The 24,780-nt window shown below is 60.5% G+C and carries 20 protein-coding genes; 4 read left to right on the forward strand and 16 right to left on the reverse strand.

What is annotated here, in order from left to right; genetic code table 11:
* Nucleotides 1-39 precede the first annotated feature (39 nt).
* The 16 genes from CXQ82_RS05060 to yaaA all read right to left on the reverse strand — a co-directional run bounded on the left by CXQ82_RS05060 (nucleotide 40) and on the right by yaaA (nucleotide 20,290).
* Nucleotides 40-441, reverse strand: coding sequence for a DUF4440 domain-containing protein (locus tag CXQ82_RS05060; RefSeq protein WP_101266698.1), 402 nt, complete (start codon nucleotides 439-441; stop codon nucleotides 40-42).
* Complete coding sequence (locus CXQ82_RS05065; protein ID WP_101266700.1) at nucleotides 442-1,254, reverse strand: SDR family oxidoreductase; 813 nt, start codon at nucleotides 1,252-1,254, stop codon at nucleotides 442-444.
* 14 nt (nucleotides 1,255-1,268) lie between these two features.
* Complete coding sequence (locus CXQ82_RS05070) at nucleotides 1,269-1,733, reverse strand: multidrug transporter (protein ID WP_101266701.1); 465 nt, start codon at nucleotides 1,731-1,733, stop codon at nucleotides 1,269-1,271.
* Nucleotides 1,734-2,186: 453 nt separating this feature from the next.
* Nucleotides 2,187-3,638 carry a mannose-1-phosphate guanylyltransferase/mannose-6-phosphate isomerase gene (locus tag CXQ82_RS05075; protein ID WP_101266703.1) on the reverse strand — a complete coding sequence of 484 codons (1,452 nt, stop codon included), beginning with the start codon at nucleotides 3,636-3,638 and terminating at the stop codon, nucleotides 2,187-2,189.
* Between the two features lie 147 nt (nucleotides 3,639-3,785).
* Nucleotides 3,786-4,442, reverse strand: coding sequence for an alginate O-acetyltransferase AlgF (locus CXQ82_RS05080; protein ID WP_101266705.1), 657 nt, complete (start codon nucleotides 4,440-4,442; stop codon nucleotides 3,786-3,788).
* Nucleotides 4,443-4,458: 16 nt separating this feature from the next.
* Nucleotides 4,459-5,643: an alginate O-acetyltransferase gene (locus CXQ82_RS05085; RefSeq protein WP_101266707.1), complete on the reverse strand. Its 1,185-nt coding sequence runs from the start codon at nucleotides 5,641-5,643 to the stop codon at nucleotides 4,459-4,461.
* A gap of 11 nt (nucleotides 5,644-5,654) precedes the next feature.
* Nucleotides 5,655-7,187, reverse strand: a complete 1,533-nt coding sequence (locus CXQ82_RS05090) for an MBOAT family protein (RefSeq protein WP_101266709.1) — start codon at nucleotides 7,185-7,187, stop codon at nucleotides 5,655-5,657.
* Between the two features lie 226 nt (nucleotides 7,188-7,413).
* Entirely contained in the window at nucleotides 7,414-8,523 is a 1,110-nt protein-coding gene (locus CXQ82_RS05095; RefSeq protein WP_101266711.1) for a mannuronate-specific alginate lyase, read from the reverse strand.
* Between the two features lie 8 nt (nucleotides 8,524-8,531).
* Complete coding sequence (locus tag CXQ82_RS05100; protein WP_101273721.1) at nucleotides 8,532-9,980, reverse strand: alginate O-acetyltransferase; 1,449 nt, start codon at nucleotides 9,978-9,980, stop codon at nucleotides 8,532-8,534.
* 11 nt (nucleotides 9,981-9,991) lie between these two features.
* Entirely contained in the window at nucleotides 9,992-11,581 is a 1,590-nt protein-coding gene (gene algG, locus CXQ82_RS05105) for a mannuronan 5-epimerase AlgG (RefSeq protein ID WP_101266713.1), read from the reverse strand.
* On the reverse strand, nucleotides 11,581-13,068 hold the full coding sequence (locus CXQ82_RS05110) for an alginate export family protein (protein ID WP_101266715.1): 1,488 nt from the start codon (nucleotides 13,066-13,068) through the stop codon (nucleotides 11,581-11,583). The genes algG and CXQ82_RS05110 overlap by 1 nt, the downstream gene beginning before the upstream one ends.
* Complete coding sequence (algK, locus tag CXQ82_RS05115; protein WP_101266717.1) at nucleotides 13,065-14,447, reverse strand: alginate biosynthesis TPR repeat lipoprotein AlgK; 1,383 nt, start codon at nucleotides 14,445-14,447, stop codon at nucleotides 13,065-13,067. The genes CXQ82_RS05110 and algK overlap by 4 nt, the downstream gene beginning before the upstream one ends.
* 137 nt (nucleotides 14,448-14,584) lie before the next feature.
* Nucleotides 14,585-15,751: an alginate biosynthesis protein Alg44 gene (locus tag CXQ82_RS05125; protein WP_101266721.1), complete on the reverse strand. Its 1,167-nt coding sequence runs from the start codon at nucleotides 15,749-15,751 to the stop codon at nucleotides 14,585-14,587.
* A 37-nt stretch (nucleotides 15,752-15,788) separates the two neighbouring features.
* Nucleotides 15,789-17,270: a mannuronan synthase gene (gene alg8, locus CXQ82_RS05135; RefSeq protein WP_164445076.1), complete on the reverse strand. Its 1,482-nt coding sequence runs from the start codon at nucleotides 17,268-17,270 to the stop codon at nucleotides 15,789-15,791.
* Nucleotides 17,271-17,353: 83 nt separating this feature from the next.
* Entirely contained in the window at nucleotides 17,354-18,670 is a 1,317-nt protein-coding gene (locus tag CXQ82_RS05140; RefSeq protein ID WP_101266726.1) for a nucleotide sugar dehydrogenase, read from the reverse strand.
* 840 nt (nucleotides 18,671-19,510) lie between these two features.
* Nucleotides 19,511-20,290, reverse strand: coding sequence for a peroxide stress protein YaaA (yaaA, locus tag CXQ82_RS05145; RefSeq protein ID WP_101266728.1), 780 nt, complete (start codon nucleotides 20,288-20,290; stop codon nucleotides 19,511-19,513).
* Nucleotides 20,291-21,133: 843 nt separating this feature from the next.
* Between yaaA and CXQ82_RS05155 the strand changes: the two genes are divergently transcribed.
* The 4 genes from CXQ82_RS05155 to moaD all read left to right on the forward strand — a co-directional run bounded on the left by CXQ82_RS05155 (nucleotide 21,134) and on the right by moaD (nucleotide 24,779).
* Complete coding sequence (locus CXQ82_RS05155; RefSeq protein WP_101266730.1) at nucleotides 21,134-22,258, forward strand: polysaccharide deacetylase family protein; 1,125 nt, start codon at nucleotides 21,134-21,136, stop codon at nucleotides 22,256-22,258.
* A 339-nt stretch (nucleotides 22,259-22,597) separates the two neighbouring features.
* The gene (locus tag CXQ82_RS05160) at nucleotides 22,598-23,992 is read left to right on the forward strand and encodes a PhoH family protein (RefSeq protein WP_101266731.1); all 1,395 of its coding nucleotides are present in this window, start codon (nucleotides 22,598-22,600) and stop codon (nucleotides 23,990-23,992) included.
* 74 nt (nucleotides 23,993-24,066) lie between these two features.
* Nucleotides 24,067-24,540, forward strand: a complete 474-nt coding sequence (gene moaC, locus CXQ82_RS05165; RefSeq protein ID WP_101266733.1) for a cyclic pyranopterin monophosphate synthase MoaC — start codon at nucleotides 24,067-24,069, stop codon at nucleotides 24,538-24,540.
* Complete coding sequence (gene moaD, locus CXQ82_RS05170; protein ID WP_101266736.1) at nucleotides 24,537-24,779, forward strand: molybdopterin converting factor subunit 1; 243 nt, start codon at nucleotides 24,537-24,539, stop codon at nucleotides 24,777-24,779. The genes moaC and moaD overlap by 4 nt, the downstream gene beginning before the upstream one ends.
* The last annotated feature ends 1 nt before the right edge of the window (nucleotide 24,780 follow it).

Here is a 24,780-nt window from a genome sequence, read left to right on the forward strand (position 1 = left end):
CGCTATCGGGGGCAAGCCCCCTCCCACATTTTGACCGTGTTAAGCCTTGATGAAGGTTTCATGCAAGTGGCGCCACAACAGCGCGCCGCTGGCCTGCTTCTCGAACACCACCGTGGCGCGGCGATCGGTCCGCGTGCCGCTGTCATCGATCTGATGCTCACGGTAGGTCACCGTAGCCCCTCGCGCATGTCGATCGATTCCGGCCATTTCACTCAGGGTGATCTTCAACCCCGGGCGCATGCCGCCCAGGCGGGTAAACAGCGCATTGACCCCGGCCGCATTGACCCGCGTGCCGGTGGCAGGGGCGACCATGCTGAACTCGGGGGAGAAGCGCGCGAGCAGGTTTTGCAGTGTGCCCTCGGGGGCAACGCCGGCAAACCACTGTTCAATCTCGACATGGGTCTGGATGACTTCGTCGAAGAAGTCGCTGTAGTCGATCATTTATAAACTCCCGTGCAAACCAAAGCGTTTCTTCAACACTTTTTCCAATAAGCCTTTGGGCAGCAAGGCCGCCATTAACGGCAGCGCTCGACTGCCATTGCCGGCGCGCAATAACCGCGGCGGTGTCGGTTGCTGTGCGGCGTGCAGCACCTGGGCGGCAAATTGCCTGGCCGGTGTCGGCTTGTCCTGGGAGGCTTGGCTGCGCGCGCGGATGGCCTCGCGCAGCGGCCACCACGGCGATTTTTCGTTGATCAGCAATTCGGCCTGGGCCCCGGCGTTTTTTGCGAAGCTGGTATCGATAGCTCCCGGTTGCACTTCCATCACCCGCACGCCAAACGGCGCCAGCTCCATGCGCAGGGCATCGCTCAAGGCATGCACGGCAGCTTTGGAGGCGCAGTAGGCGCCGGCAAACGGCGTGACCAATACCCCGGAAACGCTGCCGATGTTCACCACCAGCCCTTTACCACGGCGCAGGGCCGGAAACAGCGCCTGGGTGACGCCGACAATCGAGAACACATTGGTTTCGAATTGGCGCTGCATGGCCTCGGTGCCGCCGTCGAGCAACGGGCCCATGGCGCCGTAGCCGGCATTGTTGATCAGCACATCCAGCTCGCCCCATTGTTCGGCCAGGTGTTGCAAGGCGGCGCCATCGTTCACATCAAGCTGTACCGCGTTGAAGCCAGCGGCAGTGAGGGCGGCCACGTCGGCTTCCCCCCGGGCGCTGGCCCATACCTCATAACCGGCCGCTTTGAAGGCGTCGGCCAAGGCGCGGCCGATGCCGCTGGAGCAACCGGTGATCAGTACGTTGGGCATGGATCAGTCCTTTGTCAGTCCGAGAAACTGCCTTGCAGGTGCTCGGCGCGAAATTCCAGGGTCTGCGGGCGGTACCCGGGGCGCAGGGGCGGGGTCGGCAGGCAATCTTCCCAGGTAGCGGCGGCCTGCAGTTCGCCGGGGCCGCGATAGCGCGGGGCGGCGTAGACGTTGTCGGCCAGGTTGACCGTGTCGCCCGGCGCGTAGGCGGCGACGCGCCAGCGCAGCTCGGTGAGGGGCACGTCGTTGCCGTTGTTCAGGGTCAGTTTCAGCGGGCGGTCGGCCGGGCACTCCTGCGGTGCGTAGCTGATGCGCAATTCCAGGCGGGCCAGTTGTGAGGCTTCGCGATTGTCCAGCCAGACTACCCAAACGGCCACAAAACCAAGGCCCACGGCGGCGGCCAGCGAAACCGGCAGGGCTTTGGCGGGGTAGCGCAGCAGCAGGATCAGCCAGGTGATGATCAGTAGAACGCCGAAGAACATGGAGACCGCCTCGAGTAGGGAACGAGTATCCTAACGTAAGCGTAGGTGGGATTGGGTAGCTTGAGTGCTGTGGTGGCCGGGCGGGCCTCATCGGGGGCAAGCCCCCTCCCACCTTTGACTGTGTTCACAAATCAAAATGTGGGAGGGGGCTTGCCCCCGATGAGGCCTTCACAGCCACCACAGGCCCCAAGAAAAAGCCCCCTCCCACATTTGAGTGTGTTCACAACTCCTGTGTGGGAGGGGGCTTGCCCCCGATGAGGCCTTCACAGTCACCATAGGCCCCAAGAAAAAGCCCCCTCCCACATTTGAGTGTGTTCACAACTCCAGTGTGGGAGGGGGCTTGCTCCCGATGAGGCCTTCACAGTCACCATAGGCCCCAACAAAAAGCCCCCACCCAACCCACTGCGGATAGGGGACACAATGGGCTGGATGAGGGCTTCTTGTACGACTGTTTTACTGCGCGATAGTTTTCACCGACACGCCACGTTCAACCGGCGTCGAGCGACCGTAGATATCTTCGAACCGCTCGATATCGTCTTCGCCCAGGTAGCTGCCCGATTGCACTTCGATGATCTCCAACGGGATCTTGCCCGGGTTACGCAGGCGGTGCACCGAGGCGATCGGGATGTAGGTGGACTGGTTCTCGCAGAGCAGGAACACGTTTTCGTCACAGGTGACTTCGGCGGTGCCGCTGACCACGATCCAATGCTCCGCGCGGTGGTGGTGCATCTGCAGCGACAGGCACGCGCCCGGCTTGACCGAGATGTGCTTGACCTGGAAGCGCCCACCCATGTCCACCGAGTCGTACGAGCCCCACGGGCGATAGACTTCGCAGTGGTTCTGGGTTTCGCTGCGGCCCTGGTCGTTGAGGGTGTTGACCATCTGCTTGACGCCCTGGACCTTGTCCTTGTGGGCAATCATCATCGCGTCCTTGGTTTCCACCACCACGATGTTGTCCAGGCCGATCACCGAGACCAGCTTGCCGTTGCCGTGGATCATGCAGTTGCGGCTGTCCTGGATCACCACGTCGCCTTTGCTGACGTTACCGTTGACGTCTTTATCGTTGACCGCCCACAGCGACGCCCAGCAACCCACGTCGCTCCAGCCGGCACTCAGCGGCACCACGCAGGCGCGTTGGGTTTTTTCCATCACCGCGTAGTCGATGGAGTTGTCCGGGCAGCAGGCAAAGGTGGCTTCGTCGAAGGTCACGGTGTCGGCGTCCTGCTCGCTGCGTTCCAGGGTCAGCAGGCAAGTGTCGTAGATGTCCGGATCGTGTTTTTTCAGCTCTTCGAGGAAGCGGCTGGCGCGGAACAGGAACATGCCGCTGTTCCAGAAATAACCGCCGCTTTTGACGAACTCGACGGCGCGTTTTTCGTTGGGTTTTTCCACGAACTGCTCAACGCGGCTCACGCCTTCCGGCAGCAGCGAATCGTTGGTGGACTTGATGTAGCCGTAGCCGGTTTCCGGGCGGGTTGCCGGTACGCCGAACAGCACCATCTCGCCACGCTCGGCGGCCACGGTGGCCAGGGCCAGGGCGCGTTGCAGGGCTTTCTGGTCGTCGATCACGTGGTCGGCGGGCAGCACCAGCATCAACTCATCACGGCCTTCGTTGACCAGCATCATCGCGGTCAGGGCCACGGCCGGCGCGGTGTTGCGGCCGAACGGTTCCATCAGGACGCGCTGGCATTCGAGCTTACGCGCGCTCAGTTGCTCGTTGACGATGAAGCGGTGTTCCTTGTTGCAGACCACGATCGGGGTGTCCATGCCTTCGAACACCAGGCGCTCCAGGGTTTGCTGGAACAGCGTGTGCTCGCCGGTCAGGGCCAGGAATTGTTTCGGGAACTGTTTACGGGAAAGCGGCCAAAGACGTGAGCCGCTACCACCGGAAAGGATTACTGGGATCATGTGTTTCTCCTTGAATCAATTTGGGTCAGAGCCTGTGGGAGCGGGCTTGCTCGCGAAGGCATCACCTCGGTGTAGCTGACAGACCGAGTCGTTAGCATCGCGGGCAAGCCCGGCTCCTACAGGGGGAGCGTCAATTTCAAAAGCTAATCAGCGGGTCGACACCGGGCGTTTCACCCAGACTGGCGACAAGCTCGAACCCGAGCCGGTGACATACAGCACCGCCGCTTCACCACGTTCCAACGCAACCGGCTTCACATCGCCGACTTTCTTGTCACCGTCATACAACGCCAGGCTCACCTTCACCGGGTTGATTTCACGCTCGCCACGGCCTTTGGCGGCCACCGACTTGACCACGTCGGTCTTGCCGTCGGCGGTTTTCAGGGTCAGGGCCTTGTCGCTGAGGTTCTGCACGCGTACCAGGGATTTCTGCTTGTTCTTGAACGGCGGCTCTTCGATCAACTGCGGTTGGCCGCTGCTGTTGTTGACCAGGGTGTAGTAGTGGTCGGCGGCAAGCTTGACCGGTACGGTCTGGCTGCCAATCTTGGCGCTGTAATCACCGCCTGGCATGAAGCTGAAGTCACTGCTGGCCAGTGGCGCAACGTCGCTGAGGTTGGTGGCACCGACGGTGGCGCTGACTTCCTGGTTGCTGGCGTTGTAGACACGCACGAAGCTGGAGCCTTTTGGCGCGGTTGGGCCGTAGAGCGCGGCGTCGCCACCGGCGAAGGCGGACATCGATACGATGCTAAGGCCGGCAGCGATGGCCAGGGTTTTAGCGAGACGACGAGGAGTTGTAGTGAAAGTCATGTGAGTTACCTCTCTTTCAGTTTTGCGCCCGGTCGGGCGTCTCGGATTTTTGATTTTTAACTGGGGTGTTGATTGCCATGTTTTGTTGGCGCGAACCGGCTTGTTTAAGCTGCGCAACCCACTGCGGGTCGGCGTCACCGATTTCGTTGTTTACGGGCAGATAACGTTCAGGAAACTCCCAGATCAGCACCTGTGGCGGGCTATTCTTGAAGTCATCACTTTTCAGGTAGCTGAGCATCGGCAGGATCGGGCCGTGACCATCCTCGGAGTAGTTGATGACGTCGCTGCCCAGGGCTTGTTTGAGGGCGCCGACGAAGTTCCAGTTGGGGTTGGCGCTGTAGCTGGTGCCGACCAGGGCCACTGGGGTTTCGCTGTCGGTGAACAGCGCGTCGTCACCACCGGCTTCGGCCAGGTGCGTAACGCGTTTTTCCAACGGCTCTTTAGGCGGCATCAGGTTTTCAAACAGCGGGTCCAGCGGCAGGAACAAACGCAGGTCGCCTTTATGCGGCTCGGTTTTTTCGGCCTCGGTAATAAAGCGCTGTGGCTCGCCGTGGAGCGGCGTCTTGGCGGCAATGGTGTTGGCCAACTGCTTGGCCGCAACTTCGGCGCCATCCGGGGTCCAGTGGGTGTCGGTGCGCAGGAACACTTGCTTGCCGCCCAACTTGGCCTGTTGCAGCGGGCCAAGCAGGTCCGGGGCAATGATCTTGTCGGCCGCCACACGAGCGTGGAAGTCCTGGTACAGGTTGGCGTGGATGCTCGCTGGTTTCACTTCACCCAGGTGTTCCGGGTACAGGCGCACCTTGGCCGGCACGATCGCCATCACCAACTGGATGCCTTGGGCCTTGAGCTTCTGGCGCACGCCTTCGACCAGCGCGTAGTTGCCTTGCAGGTTCTGGTCTTCGTTGACGGCGGGGTTGAACTCCTCGTCGCTGTACAACCAGTGATCGCGGCCCAGCACTACGCCAGGGCGGCCTTCATTGAACAGCTTGTAATCCAGCGCCGCCCACAGGTTGGTGCCCAGGCGCTTGATCGGGAACTCGTCGTCGTAATGGGTCTCGACGGCTTTGGTCCAGCGGCCATTCAGCACGGTGGCATCGGCATTGGTGCTGAAGCCCATGAAGCTGCGCAGCGACCAGGCGCCCAGGGCCAGCAGCACCACCATGAACAGGCTGATATAGAGCACGCGTAATGAACGGGTCATGGTCGGCTCCCTCAGAATTGGAAGTAAAGGAACGGCGAGAAACTCTGCGCCGACAGTTTCAGAATCGACGCCACGAACAGCAGCAGCACCGCAGCGCGCATGGCGTAGCGTGGCCAGTCAGCGGTCCAGTAGGCCGGTTGCACGGCCGCGTCCTGGCCAACCGTGAAGCCTGGCTGGTGGATGCTGCCGGGGTTGTCGCCCGGTACGGCCTTGATCAGGCTCGGGTCGGTCGCCTTGGTTTTTTCCGCAGGGCGGTTGGTGTAGAAGTCGCGCAGGCCAAAGAACGCCAGGGTTGCGTACGCCACCACCAGGGTCGCCACTTGCAGGCCGGTGAGGTTGGCGCGGTTGAGTTCCGACAGCGACCACTCGCCAAAGCTGAACATGGCGCCGTACATACGGCCGGCGACGTGCAGGTTTTCGGCACGGAAGATCACCCAGCCCATCACCACCAGCAGGAAGGTGAAGGCCCAACGCACCGGGTTGAAGCTGCGCGGCGAGGTGTTGAGGCCGATGGCTTTCTCGATCGCCAGCCACATGCCGTGCCAGGCACCCCAGACGATGTAGGTGATGTTCGCGCCGTGCCACAGGCCACCGAGCAGCATGGTCAGGAACAGGTTGCGGTAGGTGGTCAGCGTGCCTTTACGGTTGCCGCCCAGGGTGATGTACAGGTAGTCACGCAGCCAGGTGGACAGGCTGATGTGCCAGCGCCGCCAGAACTCGGTGATCGACTGGCTGATGTACGGCTGCTTGAAGTTTTCCATGAAGCGGAAACCCATCATCAAGCCCAGGCCGATGGCCATGTCGCTGTAGCCGGAGAAGTCGAAATACAACTGCGCGGTGTAGGCCAATGCGCCGAGCCAAGCATCGCCGGTGGTCGGGTTTTGCAGAGCGAAGCAATGGTCGGCCACCACCGCGAGGGTGTCGGCGATAAACACCTTCTTGATGAAACCCTGCATGAACCGCGTGCAGCCCTCGGAGAATTTATCCAGGGTGTGGGTGCGGTTGTTGAACTGGTCGGCCAGGTCACGAAAACGCAACACCGGGCCGGCAATCAGGTGCGGGAAGATCGCCACGAACGCCGCAAAGTCGATCAGGTTGCGGGTCGCAGGGGTATCACCGCGATACACGTCGATGATGTAGCTGATGGACTCGAAGATGTAGAACGAGATCCCGATCGGCAGCAGCACGTGGGTGAGGATGAACGGCTCCAGGCCCGCGGACTTCATCATCACGTTGATGCTGTCGACGCCGAAGTTGGCGTACTTGAAGTAGCCGAGGATGCACAGGTCGACCGCCACGCCCAATAGCAGCCAGCGTTGGGCCGGCTTGGTACGCACGCCGGCTGCACCGACCTTGAGGCCGATCCAGTAGTTCCACAGCGTGACCGCGGCGAACAGCGCCAGGAAGTCCACTCGCCACCAGGCGTAGAACACGTAGCTGGCAATCAGCAGCAGCAGATTGCGATAGCGTTGCCCGCTTAAGTAGTACAAGCCGAGAAAGATCGGCAAGAACAGAAACAGGAACACATTGGACGAGAAAACCATCCCGATCTCTCCATGTTTAACAGACAGTCAAGGGCCAGAGCCCCCCCAAACCCCCCCACGATTTCGGAGGAGGGCGGTACAACATTTCTACTGCTGAAACCGGCTCAAAATGTGGGAGGGGGCTTGCTCCCGAAAGCGGTAGTTCTGTAACGGATGTGTTGACTGACACACCGCCTTCGCGAGCTAGCCCGCTCCCACATTGGGACCCTGTTTCGTCAGTCGTTTTTCAGGAACCTTTGTTGCCTTTTTCATGCGTCGGGTCGTAGACCTTGGTCAGGTCCCCGCCCAGCCGGAAGGTCTTGAACGGCTGCATCCCGTGCTTGCGCTCGATCACATCCGGGGCGCAGGTGTAGAGGGTGCAGAAGGGTTCGAGCCAGGCGAATTTCATGTCCTGCTTCAAGTCCTTCATGTCCTGTTCCTTGCCGTTCTTCTGTTCGAAGATTTCCGGGTCTTTCACGCCGGCCAGCACTTTGTCGCCCAGGCGTTTGAGCGCGCCGTTGTTTTCCTGGCGCAGGTCGACACCGTTGACCAGGGCAAAACTGGCGATCATCGACAGCGGCGGCAGGGCGTAGTTGTGGTACGACAACGCGCGTTGCTGGCGCTTCAATTCGTTCGGCAGGAAGCCCTGGTCGTCGACTTGATTCGCGCCGACCTTGTATTCCTTCACGGCCCAATCAAACAGGTCGCGACGGTTGGTGGCGACGGAGGTAGCCATCACCGACCAGGCGGCCCAGTACGAGTGGTTGTTGGTTTTTTCCAGCGGCAGGTTGTCCCAGTCGCTTACCACCTGGTCGGCCAGTTTGTTGAACCAGGCTTCGATCAGTTGCGATTCCTGCTGGTGGTTGGCCAGCGGGTGCGAATCGGAGAACTTCAGGCGCACATAGGCCGACGCCATGCTGCCCAGCGCCCATTTGCGCATGGACTTGCCGGTGTGGTTGAAGTCCTTGGACATCAACGCATTTGCCCTAGCCCATGTAGCGAGCCAGTTGAGCGTGCATTCCAATTGCTCCGGACGACCGTCGCGCATGAACTGCATCACGCGCTTGCTGGTGTCTTTTTCCAGCTTGGTGATATCGGCGGTGCTGTCGCGGAAGGCTTTTTCGGATTGCACATTCAGCGTCGAACGGGCTTTGTCCGAACCTTCGTACTTGCTGCGAAATTGCAGCGAGCCGGTGTACGGCGCCGGCATGGCGTCGCAGTCATTCTTGAAGTCGCCGGTCTTGAACGCTTCGATCGGGGCAAAGTAGCCCTGGGGCGGACGCAGTGGCGCGGCGGCGTTGGCTGCACCGGCGAAGATCGCCAGGCCCAGCAACGATGGAATCAATAACTTCTGCATAAGTAACCTCATTGCCCCGTTGAAGCAGTCTGTTGACCGCCGGCAGGGAATACGTTGCGTGTGCAAATTTTCGCTTCGACTTTCTGCGCGGCAGCGCCCGCTTCGGGGCCCTGCACTTCCACGGCCAGCAAGTTTTGCGAGGCCCAGTCTTCATCGGTGCGCAGTTCAAAGGCGAAACGCCCGTCTGTATCGGATGTTTCGGGTTTCTCGATCTTGATGTCCTCGTGGCGCCCGTTCATGTACCAGAGGGTGGCTTGCAGGGTTTTCACCGACGGGTCGGCGAAGCGGATATCAACCTGGTGGTTGGCGTTGCGCAGGTCTTTGTTCGAACTGTTAACCAGCAATTCGTTCTTGCCGGGCTTCAATGTAGTGCTCGCGGTCATCTGCGCGGTCTTGCCTTCGCAGCCGTTGTCGAGCAGCGACATCATCTGGCGGTAGATGGTCTCCTGGTCGAGGCGGTACAGCGGCGAGAATTCCCAGATGAGGATTTTCGGCGGGGTTTTCTGGAATTCGTCGCTGCCCAGGTACTGGATCATCGAGCCTTCCAGGCCACCGCCGGGGAAGGCGACGTTGAGGATGTCGGCACCGATTTCCTGTTCCAGGAAGCCGGCGAAGTTGTAGTTCTTGCCGCTGTGGCTGGTGCCCACCAGGGTGATCTGCGGGTTGCCCGAATCGCCGAACAGGTCGCCGTCACCGGCTTCGCCCTTAGGCTCGGTGGTGAACTGGTCCATGTACTGGATCGCGTAGCTGGTGCCGCAGAGTTGCCCGGCCATGTTGTGCAGGGTGCCGGTCTTGCCCATGCGCCCGGAGCGTTTGGTCTCGAACTCACGCTGGGGGATGCCGGCAAACTCGGGCATCGCCCGCACTTTGGCACCGACGATTTTCGCCGTGCGCTGGGCGCCGTACGGGGTCCAGTGCTGGTCGCCGCGGAAGTAGAAGTCGTGGGCCGGCAATTCATCCGGCAGTTGCTCATTGGTCAGCGGCGACAGGTCCGGCACCACATAGCCCATCTTGGCAAAGCGGCCGAGCATGGTCTTGTAGTTGCCCAGCGCCTTGTCGAAATCGAACGAGGCTTTTTCCGCTGGGTTGAGCTTGTTGCGGTTCACCAGGCCACGGGTTGGCTGGTAGACCACGACCAATTCCACGCCTTTGGCCTTGAACGCATCGTGCAGCTGTTGCATGCGTTTGTAGCCGGCGGGGCTGGTGTCGAATTCGGTGCGCAGGTCTTCCTGGGTACGGAACAGCCAGTCGCCCTGGGCTTGCACCAGGGTGGTGAAGTTCTGCTGGTAGCGCGTGGTGTAGTTCTTCGCGTCATGGGCGGCGGGGCACAGGCTGCAGCACGGTTCGGCGGTGAAGCTTGGTGCCTTGATTTCATCGGCACGTACGCCCTGGCTGGCCGCGAGCAGGCCGAGGGTCAGACCCGAGAGGCTCAGCAGTTTGATCATGTGTGGGTGCATAAGGGTCATCCTCAGTCCTGCATTTCGGTCTGGCGTTCGACAGGGTCGATCAGCACGGCTTTCTGCTGGCGCACCAGCAGGTCGAGAATCTCTTCCTGGCGATCACCAAGAACGCCGGAGAAGCTGATGCCACTGGATTTGGTCGGCGCCAGCATCGACACGCGGTACAGCTCGATGCTCAGCGGCGAGTCGATGGACAGCGGCCCGCTGCCGTTACCCGCCAGCTCACCGCCGACCACGATCAGCGAGACCTTGGCGTCAAACGGATCGAGGGCGATGTCGCGGTCGGTGTCGGTCAGATCCTTGATGTGGCCGTACACGCCGGTCAGGCCGTTGGCCATCGAGGTGTTTTCGTACAGCTTGATGTTCACGCTGTTGCGCACACGGATGCCGTGGCGACGGTTGCTGATCACCTTGTTGCCCCACAGCAGGTTGTCGCCGCTCTCATAGAGGGTGATGCCGTCGGTGTGGTTGCGGTAGATCTCGTTGTCGGCGATCAGGTTGTTCACGCTGTTACGGTCGATCACCAGGCCCGAGAGCTTGTTGTCGTAGCTGCGGTTGTTGAAGATGAAGCTGTCGTTCACTTCGCGGGAAATGATGATGCCGTGCTTCTTCTTGGTGCCGTATACGGTGTTGTCCGCGATGATCAGGCCGTGGGAACGGTCATGGGGGTCAATGCCGTAGACGATGTTGTCTTTGTAGGTATTGCCCTTGATCACGAAGCCCGTGGTTTCGTAGCAGTAGAAGCCGTACCACATGTCCGAGAACTCGGAATCGATGATCCAGCCGGTCGGCTCAGGGCGTTTGAGGACCTTGGCCATGTTCGGCGTGTACTGGGAAATACTCACCCCGTACGACTTACTGTTGGCGTAGCCGAAGCTGGCCATCTTGCTGTTGGAAATGTAGGTTTCGGTGCCGCCCCAGGCCAGCAGGAACGGGCGGAACTCCTTGGGCGACTTGAACAGCGCCGGGCCGTTGGCCTTCTCATCCCAGCCGGTAATTTTGGTGTCGTGCACAAACAGCTGGCCGTCGTTGATCAGGAACGAACCGGCTTGCTGGGACAGGCGCAGCTCCTGGGTCTTCTTGTCGATTTCGAGGATGCCCTTGCGCCCGACCACGATCGGCAACTTGGCCAGGAACACGCCCGGCGAGGTTTCGCTGAGGTACTGCTTGGGCACTTTGCCGAGCAGGTCCTTGAGGTTCATGTAGCCGTCGTCGACGAAGATCGCCTGGGGAATGCCATGTTGGCGCACCACCCATTCGGCCATCTTGTTGTCGCCGCCGATAAAGTCCTTGAGGGCGTCTTCCTGCATCATGCGGCGAATGCTGATTTTGCCCGGCTTGGTTCTGACGATTTTCTTTTCCATGGCTGCGGCGGTGTAGCCCGACAGGTCCGGCAGGGCAGGCTTGGCCATTTCCAGCGGCGCGGTAGGCGGGCTGGAAATGGTGTAGGTCTTGGCCTGTTGCAGTTCTTTGGCGATGGTCGGCGCTTTAGCCTGCGGCGCGACATCGGCCATGGCAGCGCCGCTGGCCAGCAGTATCGCTGCCGCCAGCATGGCCGAGCCTTTGAGGGCTTGAGGATTCATTGCGCAGGCTCCCATCAGAACTTCCAGATCACGTCGACAAAGGCGCGATGCATGTATGAGTCGACCTGGCTGCCATAGGCATCACCCGGCTTGAATACGCCGGCACGGAAGCGCACCAGGGCCGACGGTTCGTCGATCGACTGGCTCAGCGCGGCCGGCAGCAGGCCTTTCTTGAAGTACTTGGTGACCACCAGGTCCATCTCCTGACCGAGGTCCTTCTTACCGTCTTCAAGGGGCAGGGAGGTGCTCGACAGGATTGCGCCGGTCACGTCGTCGGTGTTGTTCTGCACGGCATCGATACCGTTGCTGCCCACCGGCTTGTTGCCGTCGACGCGCCAGAACTTGTGGTACACGAGGCTAGCGTCGTAGTCCTCGCGCAGCTGCCAGGAACCGAACAGGCTCATGGACTGCATATTGTTCATCTCGCCACGAAAGGCTTCGCCGAAGCGGTGCACGCGGGATTGGGTGCCGGTCCAGTTCGAACGGTTGCTTTGCAGGCCGTTCTGTTCGTACTCGGCGCTGGCGCGGGAGTAGGCCGCGCCCACTTGCCACTGCGGGTCAAGGCGCAGGCGGATACCCAGGTCGGTGGCCCAGCCATTCACGTCATCGCTGCGTTTGGCCTGGGCAGGGCGGCTGCCGTCGGCGGTCAGGGCGTTGACCGTGTCACGGTCGCCCTGCATGCCGGTGATGCTTGCCCAATAGTTGACGGTGTTGGTGTTGCGCCAGTTGTAGGCGTCGCTGTTGGCTTCGATGCCGAGCCAGGTCAGGTCGCCGTTCTCACGCTTGTCCAGCGAATCGGTGGCGACGCCCGGTTCAGGGTAGTCGAGCTTGCCGTCGTCATGGGTGTGGTGCGCACGCAGGCCGATCCACTGGCCGGGCGTCCACTGGTAGGCGGCGTCGGCGTAGAGGTGCTGGCGGTCCTTATCCTTGGGCGACAGTTCCTTGAGGTCGGTGCGGTATTCGCTGAAACGCTCGGCAACGCCGACATTGGCCTTGAGCAGGGTGGTGTCGAAGGTCCAGTTCAGCGCTTCGATATTGGTGTCGCGCCATTGGCCGTCGTAATTGCGCAGGCGTTGGCGGCCGAGCTTGAGGATCTCGCCAGGGTAGGGCGTAAAGCCGCTGTAGCCGACCCAGAACTCACGCATGGCCAGGTAGTTTTTCTTGGCCTTGCGATCATTGTTGGTGGTCTGCTGGTTTTCGTCATCGGCCGACTGTTGCAGGGTGTCGGTCTCGATAATGTCGCTGGACACCACCGCCTGGCCCATGGCGTAGGCGCTCCACGCGCCGCTTTCGCCGTAGATCCACGGGCGCAGGTCGAGGCCGATACCGTTGACGTCGCCGCCTTTTTGCGTGCCGAGGTCGCGGTCATCTTCGGACTGGGCGGTGGCTTTGACTTCCAGGCCGAAGTTCTTGGCTTCGGTCAGCGCGGCCAGGGTCGGGCACGACCACAGCAGGGCGAAGGTCAGGCCGATACCGGCCTTGACGAATGGGTTGAGCTTCATAGGGATTCCTCACCTTCGTCTTCTTCATCCAGGGCGTGCAGTTGCAACGTGCTCTGGGCCAGGGTGCCGCGTGCGGCCAGTTCCTGTTGCACCAGGCGTTGGCCTTGGGCGCGTTGCTCTGGCGTCAAGGGCGCTTCGAGCTGGGTGGCCAGGTCAGTGGCCTCCGGCGTGTCCTGGGCTTTGGCCAACTGGCTGAAGACGTAAGCGTTCAATGGGTCGGGCTTGGTGCCCTTGCCTTGGGAAAACAATTGGGCGATGGCGAAGTCGGCGCTGTTCTGGCCGTTGCGCGCAGCGGTCAGCAGGTGGTCAAGGGCCTTTTGCGGGTAGACCTTGCCCAGGTAGCCACGGCGGTAGATCTGGCCGAGGTAGTAATCGGCGGCGACTTCCTTGCCCACGGCTTTTTCGAAGTGCGCTTCGGCCGCCTTGGCATCCGCCGGCACCCACTTGCCTTCGTAGTAGAGCTTGCCCAGCAGCAATTCAGCGCGCGGCTGGTCGGCAGCGCGGCCGTTGTCCAGGTACTTCATCATCTGGTCGACGTCGCCCAGTTCCGGGAAGTCGTAGAGCAGTTGCGCCAGGCTGACCCAGGAAGCAGGGTAGGCCGGGGCGATTTTTTCCAGCAGGGCCTGGGCGGTTTTTTCGTCCGGCGTACCGAGGCTGGCATCGCCGAGCACACGCGCCACACTGTCGACGCGCTGGGCGGTGACGGTGCCACGGCTGTAGCCGGCTTCCATCTGCTTGAGCAGCTCGGCCTGTTTTTCCGGCGCGGCTTGTTTCTGGTAGACCGTGGCCAATTCGACGTAGCAGATGTCGGTGGTATTCAGCGCGGCCTTGCAGATGCGCTCCACGTCATCCAGATGTTGGTCGTAGGTGTCCTGGGTGCGATACAGCAGCACCTGGGCCAGGCCGGCTTCCGGGTAACCGGCGGCCTGCCATTTGCTGATCTGCTGCTGGGCGTTCACGTTCGGGAAGCTGTGCGGGTATTGCAGGTACAGCATTGCCAGCGGGATCAGGGTGTTGCCTTCGCCATTGGCAAAGGCTTTTTTCAGCAGGCCTTCGGCTTCATGGTGCTCGGCTTCGGTGCTGCCTGGCTTGGCCACCAGCAGGCGACCCAGGCGCGCCTGGGCGCGCGGCGAGGTGTCGGCGGCCGCGCGGTAAGTGGCTTCGGCCTGCTTGATTTGCTCGGGGTCACGGGTACCCACCTGGATATCGGCCAGGCCCACTTGGGCCTCGCTGTAGCCCAGGTCTGCCAGCTGCTGGTAATTCTGCTGGGCGGTCACGGTGTCGCCGCGCTTGAGGGCTTCGTTGGCCAGGCGCTGGTCGGGCAGGCCAGCGCAACCGGCGAGGCTGACAGCAACAGCCAGCAGCGCTACAGGACCCATGTGGGAGCGGGCTTGCTCGCGAAGAGGGCGTACCAGTTGCTGCATGTGTTGGCTGACACACTGCTTTCGCGAGCAAGCCCGCTCCCACAGGGATAGCGGTGTATTTGGAGTAGGAGTCATCACAGGCATGTCCTCGCTTACAGACCGTGAGCCATGGCTTTATCGATCAGCCAGTTCAGGGACGGGCCACGGTCGCTGGTGACTTCCACCGGGCGGCCGGCGAAGGCGCTGTCCAGCGGTGCATCCGGCTTGATCTGGACGCGGATGTCGGAAGACAGGTCGGCGCTGTTCAGGCTGGTGCTGCTGACGATGGTGCCGGTGCGCAGTTGTTCTTCGTCGGCCACCTGGAAGCTCACCGGGGTACCTGGGCGCACGTCGGCGAACTGGCGATAGGTGAAGCGTGCTTCCACATTGGCCTGGCTGCCACGTGGCACCAGTTGGAAAATCACATCGCCTTTGCTGGCGTATTGGCCGTCGGCAACCATCTGTTGCGCCACCACGCAATCGCATGGGGAAGTCAGGGTGCCGGTCATTTGCTTGCCGAACAGTTCTTCAACCTTGGCCGGTTGCAACTGGTCTTCGTCCAGGTGGCCCTTGAGTACATCCAGCATGCTGGTGCTGAAGGTGGCCAATGGCGCGCCTTTGGCGGCCACCGCATCACCTTTGAGCAGGCTTTGCACGGTGCCGTCGCGCGGCATGGTCACGTTCATGCCGGGTACGCTGACCAGGCCCGCCTGGGCGTGGCTGACGAAGTACATGCCATACACCGACTTGAAGACAAAACCGAACGCGGCGAGGCCGACGATGAAGATCCCTGCGCTGAACACCACGGCGCGCATGCGACCGAACGCGGTCATGCCGCTGCCGCCGTCCTTGACCTTGCGCGCCTTGGTGAAGTTGTCGCGTTGCAGGGTGGCGAGTACGTCGCCCATGGTCACGATGTCACCGGACAAGTGCGAGGTGATCAGGTGGCGCAGGGTGGAAATATCCTGTTGTTCCAGGTTCTGGAACTGGCAACCGGTGCGGCCGCTCTGGCGGTCGTAGGAGCGGATCTGCAGCTCAACGTCCATCGCCAGGCCGAGGTTATCGATGACGAATTGCAGGCGGCCCTTGTGCACTTCACCCACGGTCAGCGGCTGGGTGGCGGTGAACGCCAGGCCGCCGGCGGACAGGTCGATCACCCGTGCTTCGGTCTGGGTGCGGTCGGTGTTGAAGAAGCGCAGCTTGGCCGGGATTTTGACCCGGGCATGTTGGCGCTGGGCTTCGGATTCGTGGACAACATTGGCGTTTACTTGGCTGTTCATCAGGGCAATTCCTTAAGTTAATTCAGGCTTGGCAGGGTCAGACCATCATCAGCAACACGGCAACGAAGATGCTGCCGGCGGAGAAGGTCATGGTCCGAGACGACCAGGTGTTGAACCAACGTTGAAAGCTGGCCAAATCGCGGGTCAGTTTGGTGTCCTGGCGGGTCCAGGACTGTTGATCAAGGCGGAAGAACACGTAGATCTTCACCAGTGCGCCCATGATCTGGTTGTAATAGAGAATCACCGGGTACGCCGGGCCGATCTTGTGGCCGGAGCACGACAGCAGCAGGGTGAGAATCAGGCGGGTGATGCCGATCCACAGCAGGTACGCGAGGATGAATGCGCCGCCGTACTTGAAGGTGGCGATGATCGCCACGGTCAGGCCGAGCAGGGAGGTCCACATCGACACACGCTGGTCGAACAGCACCACGCTGGTGAACAGGCCCAGGCGGCGTACGCCCAGCCCGAGGGCGCGGGAGTTCTGGCGCAGGTTGTTGCCGTACCAGCGGAACATCAGCTTGCGGCTGGCCTTGATAAAGCTCTTTTCCGGCGGGTGTTCCACGGTGTTGATCGCGGCGTCCGGCACGTAGAAGGTGTCGTAGCCCAGGCGCATCAGGCTGAACCAGCTGGACTTGTCATCGCCGGTCAGGAACTTGAAGCGGCCCAGGCGCCAGTGTTGCAGCGAGTCGCTTTCCACGTCGGCGATAAAGCCCGGGTCGGTGACGACGCTGGCACGGAACACCGACATGCGACCGGTCATGGTCAGCACGCGCTTGGACAGGGCCATGGAGCACATGTTGATGTGGCGTTGGGCGAAGCGCAGCTTGTGCCATTCGCTCATGATGTAGCCGCCGCGCACTTCGCAGAACTCGTTGGTGGTCAGGCCGCCGACATTGCCGAACAGTTGGAACCACGGCACGGTCTTGCGCACGACGCCTTCGGCGAGCACGGTGTCGCCGTCGATCACCGCCACTACCGCACGGTCATCCGGCAGGTGGCGGGAGATGGCGCGAAAGCCAAAGGCCAGGCCGTCACGTTTGCCGGTACCGGCGATGCGCACGAAGTCGAGCTTCACGTGCTCCGGCGGGTTCATGCGTTCCCACAGGCTCTTCACCAGCAGCTCATCGGACATTTCCACCAGCGAGCAGACCACCGTGGTCGGGAAACCACATTCGATCGCTTCACGGATCACCGAGCTGTAGACCTGCGCGGTGGTCAGCGCGTCGATACGAAAACTGGTGACCATCAGGAACACATGGGACGGGTCGGCGGCCTTGCCCAGCTTGCGCACTTTGCGGCGCAGGTGCGGGTAGACCACGTACAGGAACAGCATGCCGCGAAAGAAATGCGTAGCACCCATCGAGTAGCGCCAGATACCGACGGCGCCAATCAGGAAAATAAAATTCTTCGACTCGGAGTCGAACGTACTCGCCGGCAACAGCAGGGCGAGACCCATCAGCAGGCTGAGGAAGAACAGCCAACCGGCGGATTGCAGTAGTACGTGTTTTAACTTGGACATAAGCGTCATCCGAAGGTGAAGAAGGCTCCGCGCTGCACGTGCTGGGGATCAGGACACGTGCAGCGCGAAACTTGCCGTTGCTGTTACCAGCAAATGCCTTCGGTACGGCCAGTCGCACAGGTGGCCTTGGACATGAAGCCCACCAGGTCGATGACTTGCTTGCCGTGCGGTGCGTTCTGCGCCAGGGCACGGAATTTCTCATCGCGGTTGCCCAGGATGATCACGTCGGAGTTGTTGATCACTGCGTCGAAATCGGAGTTGAGCAGGGACGACACGTGCGGGATTTTCCCCTCGATGTAGTCCTTGTTCGCGCCGTGGACACGGGCGTACTCGACGTTGCTGTCGTAGATGCTCAGGTCGAAGCCCTTGCCGATCAGCATTTCCGCCAGCTCCACCAGCGGGCTTTCGCGCAGGTCGTCGGTACCGGCCTTGAAGCTCAGGCCCAGCAGGGCGACTTTGCGTTTGTCGTGGCTGGAAACGATGTCGAAGGCGTTTTGCACTTGGGATTCGTTGCTGCGCATCAGCGAGTTGAGCAGCGGCGCTTCCACGTCCAGGGAACTGGCGCGGTAGGTCAGGGCGCGCACGTCTTTAGGCAGGCACGAGCCGCCGAACGCGAAGCCTGGGCGCATGTAGTACTGGGACAGGTTGAGGGTCTTGTCCTGGCAGACCACTTCCATCACTTCACGACCATCGACGCCGACGGCCTTGGCGATGTTGCCGATCTCATTGGCGAAAGTGACCTTGGTGGCGTGCCACACGTTGCAGGTGTACTTGATCATTTCGGCAACGGCGATGTCCTTGCGGATGATCGGTGCGTCGAGTTCTTCGTACAGGGATTGCAGGACGTCGCCGGAGGCTTTGTCGAACTCGCCGATGACGGTCATCGGTGGCAGGTCGTAGTCAGCGATGGCGGTGGATTCACGCAGGAATTCCGGGTTGACCGCGACGCCGAAGTCGACGCCGGCTTTCTTGCCGGAGCAGTCTTCGAGGATCGGGATCACCACGTTGGCCACGGTACCCGGCAACACGGTGCTGCGAACGACGACGGTGTGGCGGGTGGTTTTGTCACGCAGCACAAAACCGATCTCGCGGCACACGGCTTCAATGTAATCGAGTTCCAGGTCGCCGTTTTTCTTGCTCGGCGTGCCGACGCAGATCATCGACAGGTCGGTATCGCGGATGGCGTCGGCGAAGTTGGTGGTGCCACGCAGCCGGCCGGTTTCGATACCCTGGCTCAACAGCTCGCCCAGACCCGGTTCAACGATTGGCGATTTGCCTGCATTGATCAGGTCGATCTTATCCTTGGAAATGTCTACGCCGACCACTTCGTGGCCACGGGCAGACAGGCAACCGGCACAGACTGCGCCAACGTAACCCAAACCAAATATGCTGATGCGCATCGCATTTACCTCTTTGTCACTGAAGACGATATTAAAATCACGCCATTAGATGGCTGGAGTTCATGTTTGCAAGCGTCACAAATGCCACGGAAGTTAGGCGAATAGACGCCGACTTACCGCGTATTGGCATGTTAAATAGTGAGTGACTAACTATTGCACTCAAGTTGTGCGCAACGTGGCCTTGTTATTGGGGCTTGCCCTCAAATGCAGCCAGCCTTCCTGGGGGAAGGGCCTGACGCCGGCGCCGTAGAGTCTTGATAAAGGCTGTGAGCCCTTATTTATCAATATCTTGAGCGTTAGCACCGACACATTTGGGTAAGCGCTGCCTTGGCCTATAGGGGATAGCAATTAGTCCTTATCGCCGCCCTCAACTCATATCAGTTGATGATGTGACCCATGAGTCAAAGTTGATGGGGCAACTTCGCTACTTCCTTGGGTCGTTATGTAAGTCATCTCTTACAGGAACAGAGAATTTCGTTACCGGTGGTATGAGCGGCGCTTTCAGGTGAAGTTCCTGGCCGCTCATCCTGTTCTTGGAAATTTCTTGAAATATTAGGCAAGATGGCACTAGTACTATATTGATAGCACTTGCTATTTGGGCCAGTAGTTGCAGGGAGTTGGCGCGCAGGGATAGTTTTGTGCCACTACTGATTAAAAAAAGTGGTGCCACTACGAAAAAAAACGACGAATGTCGAGTGAAAGAAATGTTAGATAGGTGTAAGGATGTTTTTTGACGCCAAAATAATGACGATTGTTGGTGTGAAATGCAGATGAAAATGTGGGAGGGGCTTGCCCCCTCCCGCATTTGATCTCTAGTGTCTGTGAGAGCGGAGCAGGGCCTTATTCCGGTGCGTGATCGCGCAGAAACACCAGGTTGTCGGGTTTGGACTGCTCTGCATTGAAGCGATAACCCTGCACATCGAACTGCTTGAGCTTGGCCGGGTCGTTGATGCGTTCTTCGATCACGAAGCGGCTCATCATGCCTCGGGCCTTTTTCGCGTAGAAGCTGATGATTTTGTACTGGCCGTTCTTCAGGTCCTTGAACTCGGTGTTGATGATCCGTGCGTTCAGGGCTGGGCGTTTGACCGCCGAGAAATATTCGTTGGAGGCGAGGTTGAGCAGCACGTCGTCGCCTTGCTCGGCCAGGGCCTCGTTGAGCCACTCGCTGATGCGGGTGCCCCAGAACGCGTACAGGTCCTTGCCACGGGCGTTGGCCAGTTTGGTGCCCATCTCCAGGCGATACGGCATCATCAGGTCCAGGGGGCGCAGCAGGCCGTACAGGCCTGAGAGCATGCGCAGGTGGTCCTGGGCGTAGCTGAAGTCGGCGTCGCTGAAGGTTTCGGCGTTGAGGCCGGTGTAGACGTCACCCTTGAACGCCAGCAGTGCCGGCTTGGCGTTGGCGGGGGTGAAGTCGGGGGTCCAGCTGCCGAAGCGCGCGGCGTTAAGGCCGCCGATTTTATCGGAGACGTGCATCAACTCGCTGATTTGCGCTGGGGTCAGTTCGCGTAATTGTTCGATCAGCTCCTGGGAGTGGTCGAGGTATTGCGGCTGGGTGAAGCGCGGGGTTGCCGGTTTTGACTCGAAATCGAGGGTTTTGGCGGGGGAAATCACCATCAGCATGAGGTTGGCTCCTGGAATCGTGGGGGGGATTCTAGGGGGTTGGGGCGTTTGACTCCACCTATGGTGGTGATAGGGGGTGGAGTACATATCCGTTTCTGCGGTAACGGCTGCTTATGGTTCCGCTCTTACAGCGGGTCACTTTTGGAAGGACCCAAAAGTAACCAAAAGGTCCTCGCCCCACCACTCGGCACCTCGCTTAGGCTCGGTGTGCCCGTAATCCGACAGTGATTTGGGGGGCCGCCGCCACGCGCCATCCATGGCGCGGGGCGGCTAAACCGGCATCCCTGCCGGTTTACCCCCCAAATCACTGTCGAATTCCGGCCAGCGTGGTTGACGGGGCGATTTCAGATCAAAATCAAAAGCCAAAGCAGATCAAAAGCAGGGCACGGCGGCCTAGTAGCCGACCTGAGTGGTTAGATCAAAAGCGTTTTTGCTTTGCTTTGTTTTTGCTGTGGCCCTTACATCCTTTGCGCTGACGAAGTCAGCGGTCTTTTGATCTGCGCTTTTGATCGTGATCTTGATCTTGATCTTAGGCGCCCCGTTAAACACGCTGGCCGAACGCAGGCTTGAATCCGTGGGTAACCCGGCAGGACGCCGGGTTAGCCGCGATGGGCCAAGGATGGCCCATGGCGGCGGCCCACGGATTCAAGCCGGAGTGAGGGCACACCGAGCCTAAGCGAGGTGCCGAGTGTTGGGGCAAGAGCCCTTTTGGTTACTTTTGGGGCTCTTTTCCAAAAGTGACCCGCCGTAAGGGCGGAACCATAAGCCGCCGTTACCGCAGCAACGGATATACACCCGATCATCGGCTATAGTGCCCGCCAACTCTGCAAAGGAAGCCCCTGCGTGCGTATAGCGCTTTTATTATCAGCCTGCCTGCTATGCCTGACCACCCAGGCCGCCCCGGTGGACGTCGCCAGCCTGGACCGCACCACCTGGCCCGAAAAGCTCGGCAGCCCGGCGCTGTTCGACGTGGCCTCCCGCGCCGAAATCCTGATGTTCGCCCACAGCCTCCTGGCCACTGAGAGTCAGGACGAGGCCGCGCTCAAGCAGCGCCTGGGCTTGAAAATCATCAACCTGGCCGCCATCGACGACTTGCGCCGCCAGCTCTGGCAGCGCCTGCTGGAAAACTACACCTTCGCCCAGCAGAGCTGTGAGGTCGATGCCTCATTCTGCTACCTGGTGGAAAACATGGACGATTTGCGCGAGCAGGCCGGCAAGTTCCAGGTCAGCGAAGACTCCTTCTATATAGGCTGGGCCGCCCCCAGCCATCAATTCCATGAACGCTACCTGGATGAGTTGCTGCGCAAGGCCGCGTTGTTCCCGCAGATCAGCAGCGAAGTCGCACGCTTTGGCGACCACGAGCGCAATGGCGATGAATTCAACGACCGGCTGTTCCTGTTGACCTTCGACGGCGGCCCGGCGCCGGTCAGCGGCAACACCGACTGGCTCACCGACTACCTGCGCAAGCAGAAGATGAACGCGACGTTCTTTGCCCTCGGCAGCAGCCTGCAAACCCGCGTGGAGCGCAGCTCGGTCGCCGATGTGCAGGCGCTGTACCAGGATCAGTGCGTGGGCACCCAGGGCTGGCAGTACCGCTCCCACAGCCATTGGGTGGATTGGCAAAGCTCCATCACCCGCAGCGCATCGCTGGCGCAGAACCTGATGCCGGAAAACTATGTGCCGCTGTTTCGTCCCCCTTACGGCCAACGTCGTGCCGACAGCCAAGGCTTTTTCCAAGCGCAAGGCTTGCAGGTGGCGTTGTGGGACATCGACTCCCAGGACGAACCGGGCAAGCTCAAGGCCGATGAGTCGGCGCAACGGGTGCTGACGCTGATGCTGTTGTGGCGCAAAGGGGTGATTGTGTTTCACGACACCCAGGACAAAGCGCGGGTAGCACTGCCGATGTTATTGCAGGCAACGGCGCAGAGTGGCTTGGGTTGGCAGGACTGCCGCGAGGCGTTTCGCTGAAGTGCCCGGCCCTGTTGGGTTCAAGGCAAAATCGGGGTGATTTTTTGCGACATTTCGATGCAGGCGGACTTCCGACTTTAACGGGGTACCTGGCACTCGGCTAGTGCTATTCGTCATCCTGAAAAATAAACTTCAAAAAAGCGTCAAAGTGCTTTTTCCTGTCATGGGTTTTGCGGTATTACGAAGTCAGATCGCCGAAACCTGCAACACAGGTGGCGTCTTCCAAGACTCCTCATGTGGGCACTGCGCTTGACGTCACTCAGGTGCAGTCGGTGGTCGAATCGAGGCGCAGCACCGCCCAGGTATTGCGTCGACTGGCTCCCACAAAGGTGACCGAGTATGGATGATCATGGACGTAACCCTTCTTCCGACCAGCCAATCCTTTATGTGCTTGATACCAACGTACTGATCCACGATCCAAACGCGCTGCTTAACTTCGAAGAACACCACGTCGCCATCCCGATGATCGTGCTTGAGGAGCTCGACAAACTCAAAAGCGGCCACCACAGCGTTGCCGCCGAATGCCGCCAGGCCATCCGCCTGATCGACAAGACCCTGGGTGAAGCCTCGCCCGAGGATGTCGAAGTCGGCGTACCGATCCAGCGTGGCAAAAGCGGGCCCAAGGGCTTGCTGTCGATTCTGATGAGCAAGCGCAGGGAGCCCAACAGCCTGCTGCCGGAAAACCTCAACGACAACAAAATCATCAACCAACTGATCGACCTGCACGCCCGCGACAAGGACCTGCGTGTGGTGCTGGTGACCAAAGACATCAATATGCGCCTCAAGGCCCGAGCGTGTGGGATCGCTGCCGAGGACTACAGTACCGACCAACTGGTCGACGACGTGTCGATGCTGTCCCGTGGTTATCACATGATGACCGGCTCGTTCTGGGACCGCGTCAGCAAGGTCGAAACCCGTCAGGACCACGGCCGCACCTGGCACCAGGTACAGCTGATCGACAACCTGCCGGCCGTGCATATCAATGAATTCATCGTCGACGAACAGGGTTTTGTGGGCTGGATCAAAGAGATCCAGGTCGACAAGCTGCTGATCCTCGACCTGCATCAGGAACCCCTGTTGCACCAGGAAGCCTGGGGCCTGAAACCGCGTGATATCTACCAGAGCCTGGCGCTGTATGCGCTGCTCGACCCGGACATCCACCTGGTCAACCTGACCGGCGCCGCAGGTTCGGGTAAAACCATTCTCGCCCTGGCTGCCGCCATCGAGCAGACCATGGTGACCAAACGCTATCGCCGCATCATCGCCACCCGCAGCGTGCAGGGCCTGGACCAGGAAATCGGTTTCCTGCCCGGCACCGAGGCGGAAAAAATGGAGCCGTGGCTGGGGGCGATCACCGACAACCTCGAAGCCTTGCACATGGATGACGAAAACACCCATGGCAGCGTCGACTACATCCTCAGCAAAGTGCCGTTGCAGTTCAAATCCCTCAACTACATCCGAGGTCGCAGCTTCCAGCAGAGCCTGATTTTGATCGATGAGTGCCAGAACCTTACGCCGCACCAGATGAAAACCATCATCACGCGTGCCGGCGCCGGCTCCAAAGTGGTGTGCCTGGGCAACCTGGCACAGATCGACACCCCTTACCTGTCCGCGACCAGCTCCGGGCTGACGTACCTGACGGAACGCTTCAAAGACTTCCCGAACGGCGTGCACATTGCGCTGCAAGGGGTACCTCGTTCGATTCTGGCCGAATACGCCGAATCCCACCTGTAAACGCGGTTGATGTGGGAGGGGCTCGCCCCCTCCCACATGGTTTACAATCGGGGCTCCTGATCAGGAGTATCCCTGTGCTGACTCATCTCGATTCCCAAGGTCGCGCCCATATGGTCGACGTCACCGACAAGTCCGTGACGTTCCGTGAGGCGGTGGCCGAAGCGCGCGTGCGCATGCTGCCCGAGACCCTGCAAATGATTGTCGACGGCGCCCACCCCAAGGGCGACGTGTTTGCCGTGGCCCGCATTGCCGGGATCCAGGCGGCCAAGAAAACCAGTGATTTGATTCCGCTGTGCCACCCGCTGATGCTCACTGGCGTCAAGGTTGAACTGAGCGCCGACGGCGTGGACGCCGTGCACATCGTGGCGCGCTGCAAACTCAGCGGCCAGACCGGCGTGGAGATGGAAGCGCTGACCGCGGCCAGTGTCGCTGCGCTGACCCTTTACGATATGTGCAAGGCCGTGGATCGCGGCATGACCATCGAACGTATTCGCCTGCTGGAAAAGCTCGGCGGCAAAAGCGGGCATTTCAAGGCGGATGAACAATGAGCATCAACGTACTGTTTTTTGCACGCTACGCCGAAGCGGTGGGTTTCGATTCGCTGGAGATGGAAGGCGATTTCGCTACCGTCGATGCGGTGCGCCTGGCGCTGGCCGGTGACCCGGAGTTTGCAGTGCTCAACGAAGCCAGCCTGATGTGTGCGCGCAACGAAGAGCTGTGCTCGCTGGACGAGCCTGTGCAGGCCGGTGATGAAGTGGCGTTTTTCCCGCCTGTGACCGGAGGCTGAG

It is taken from the genome of Pseudomonas sp. S09G 359, assembly GCF_002843605.1.
GTDB lineage: Bacteria > Pseudomonadota > Gammaproteobacteria > Pseudomonadales > Pseudomonadaceae > Aquipseudomonas.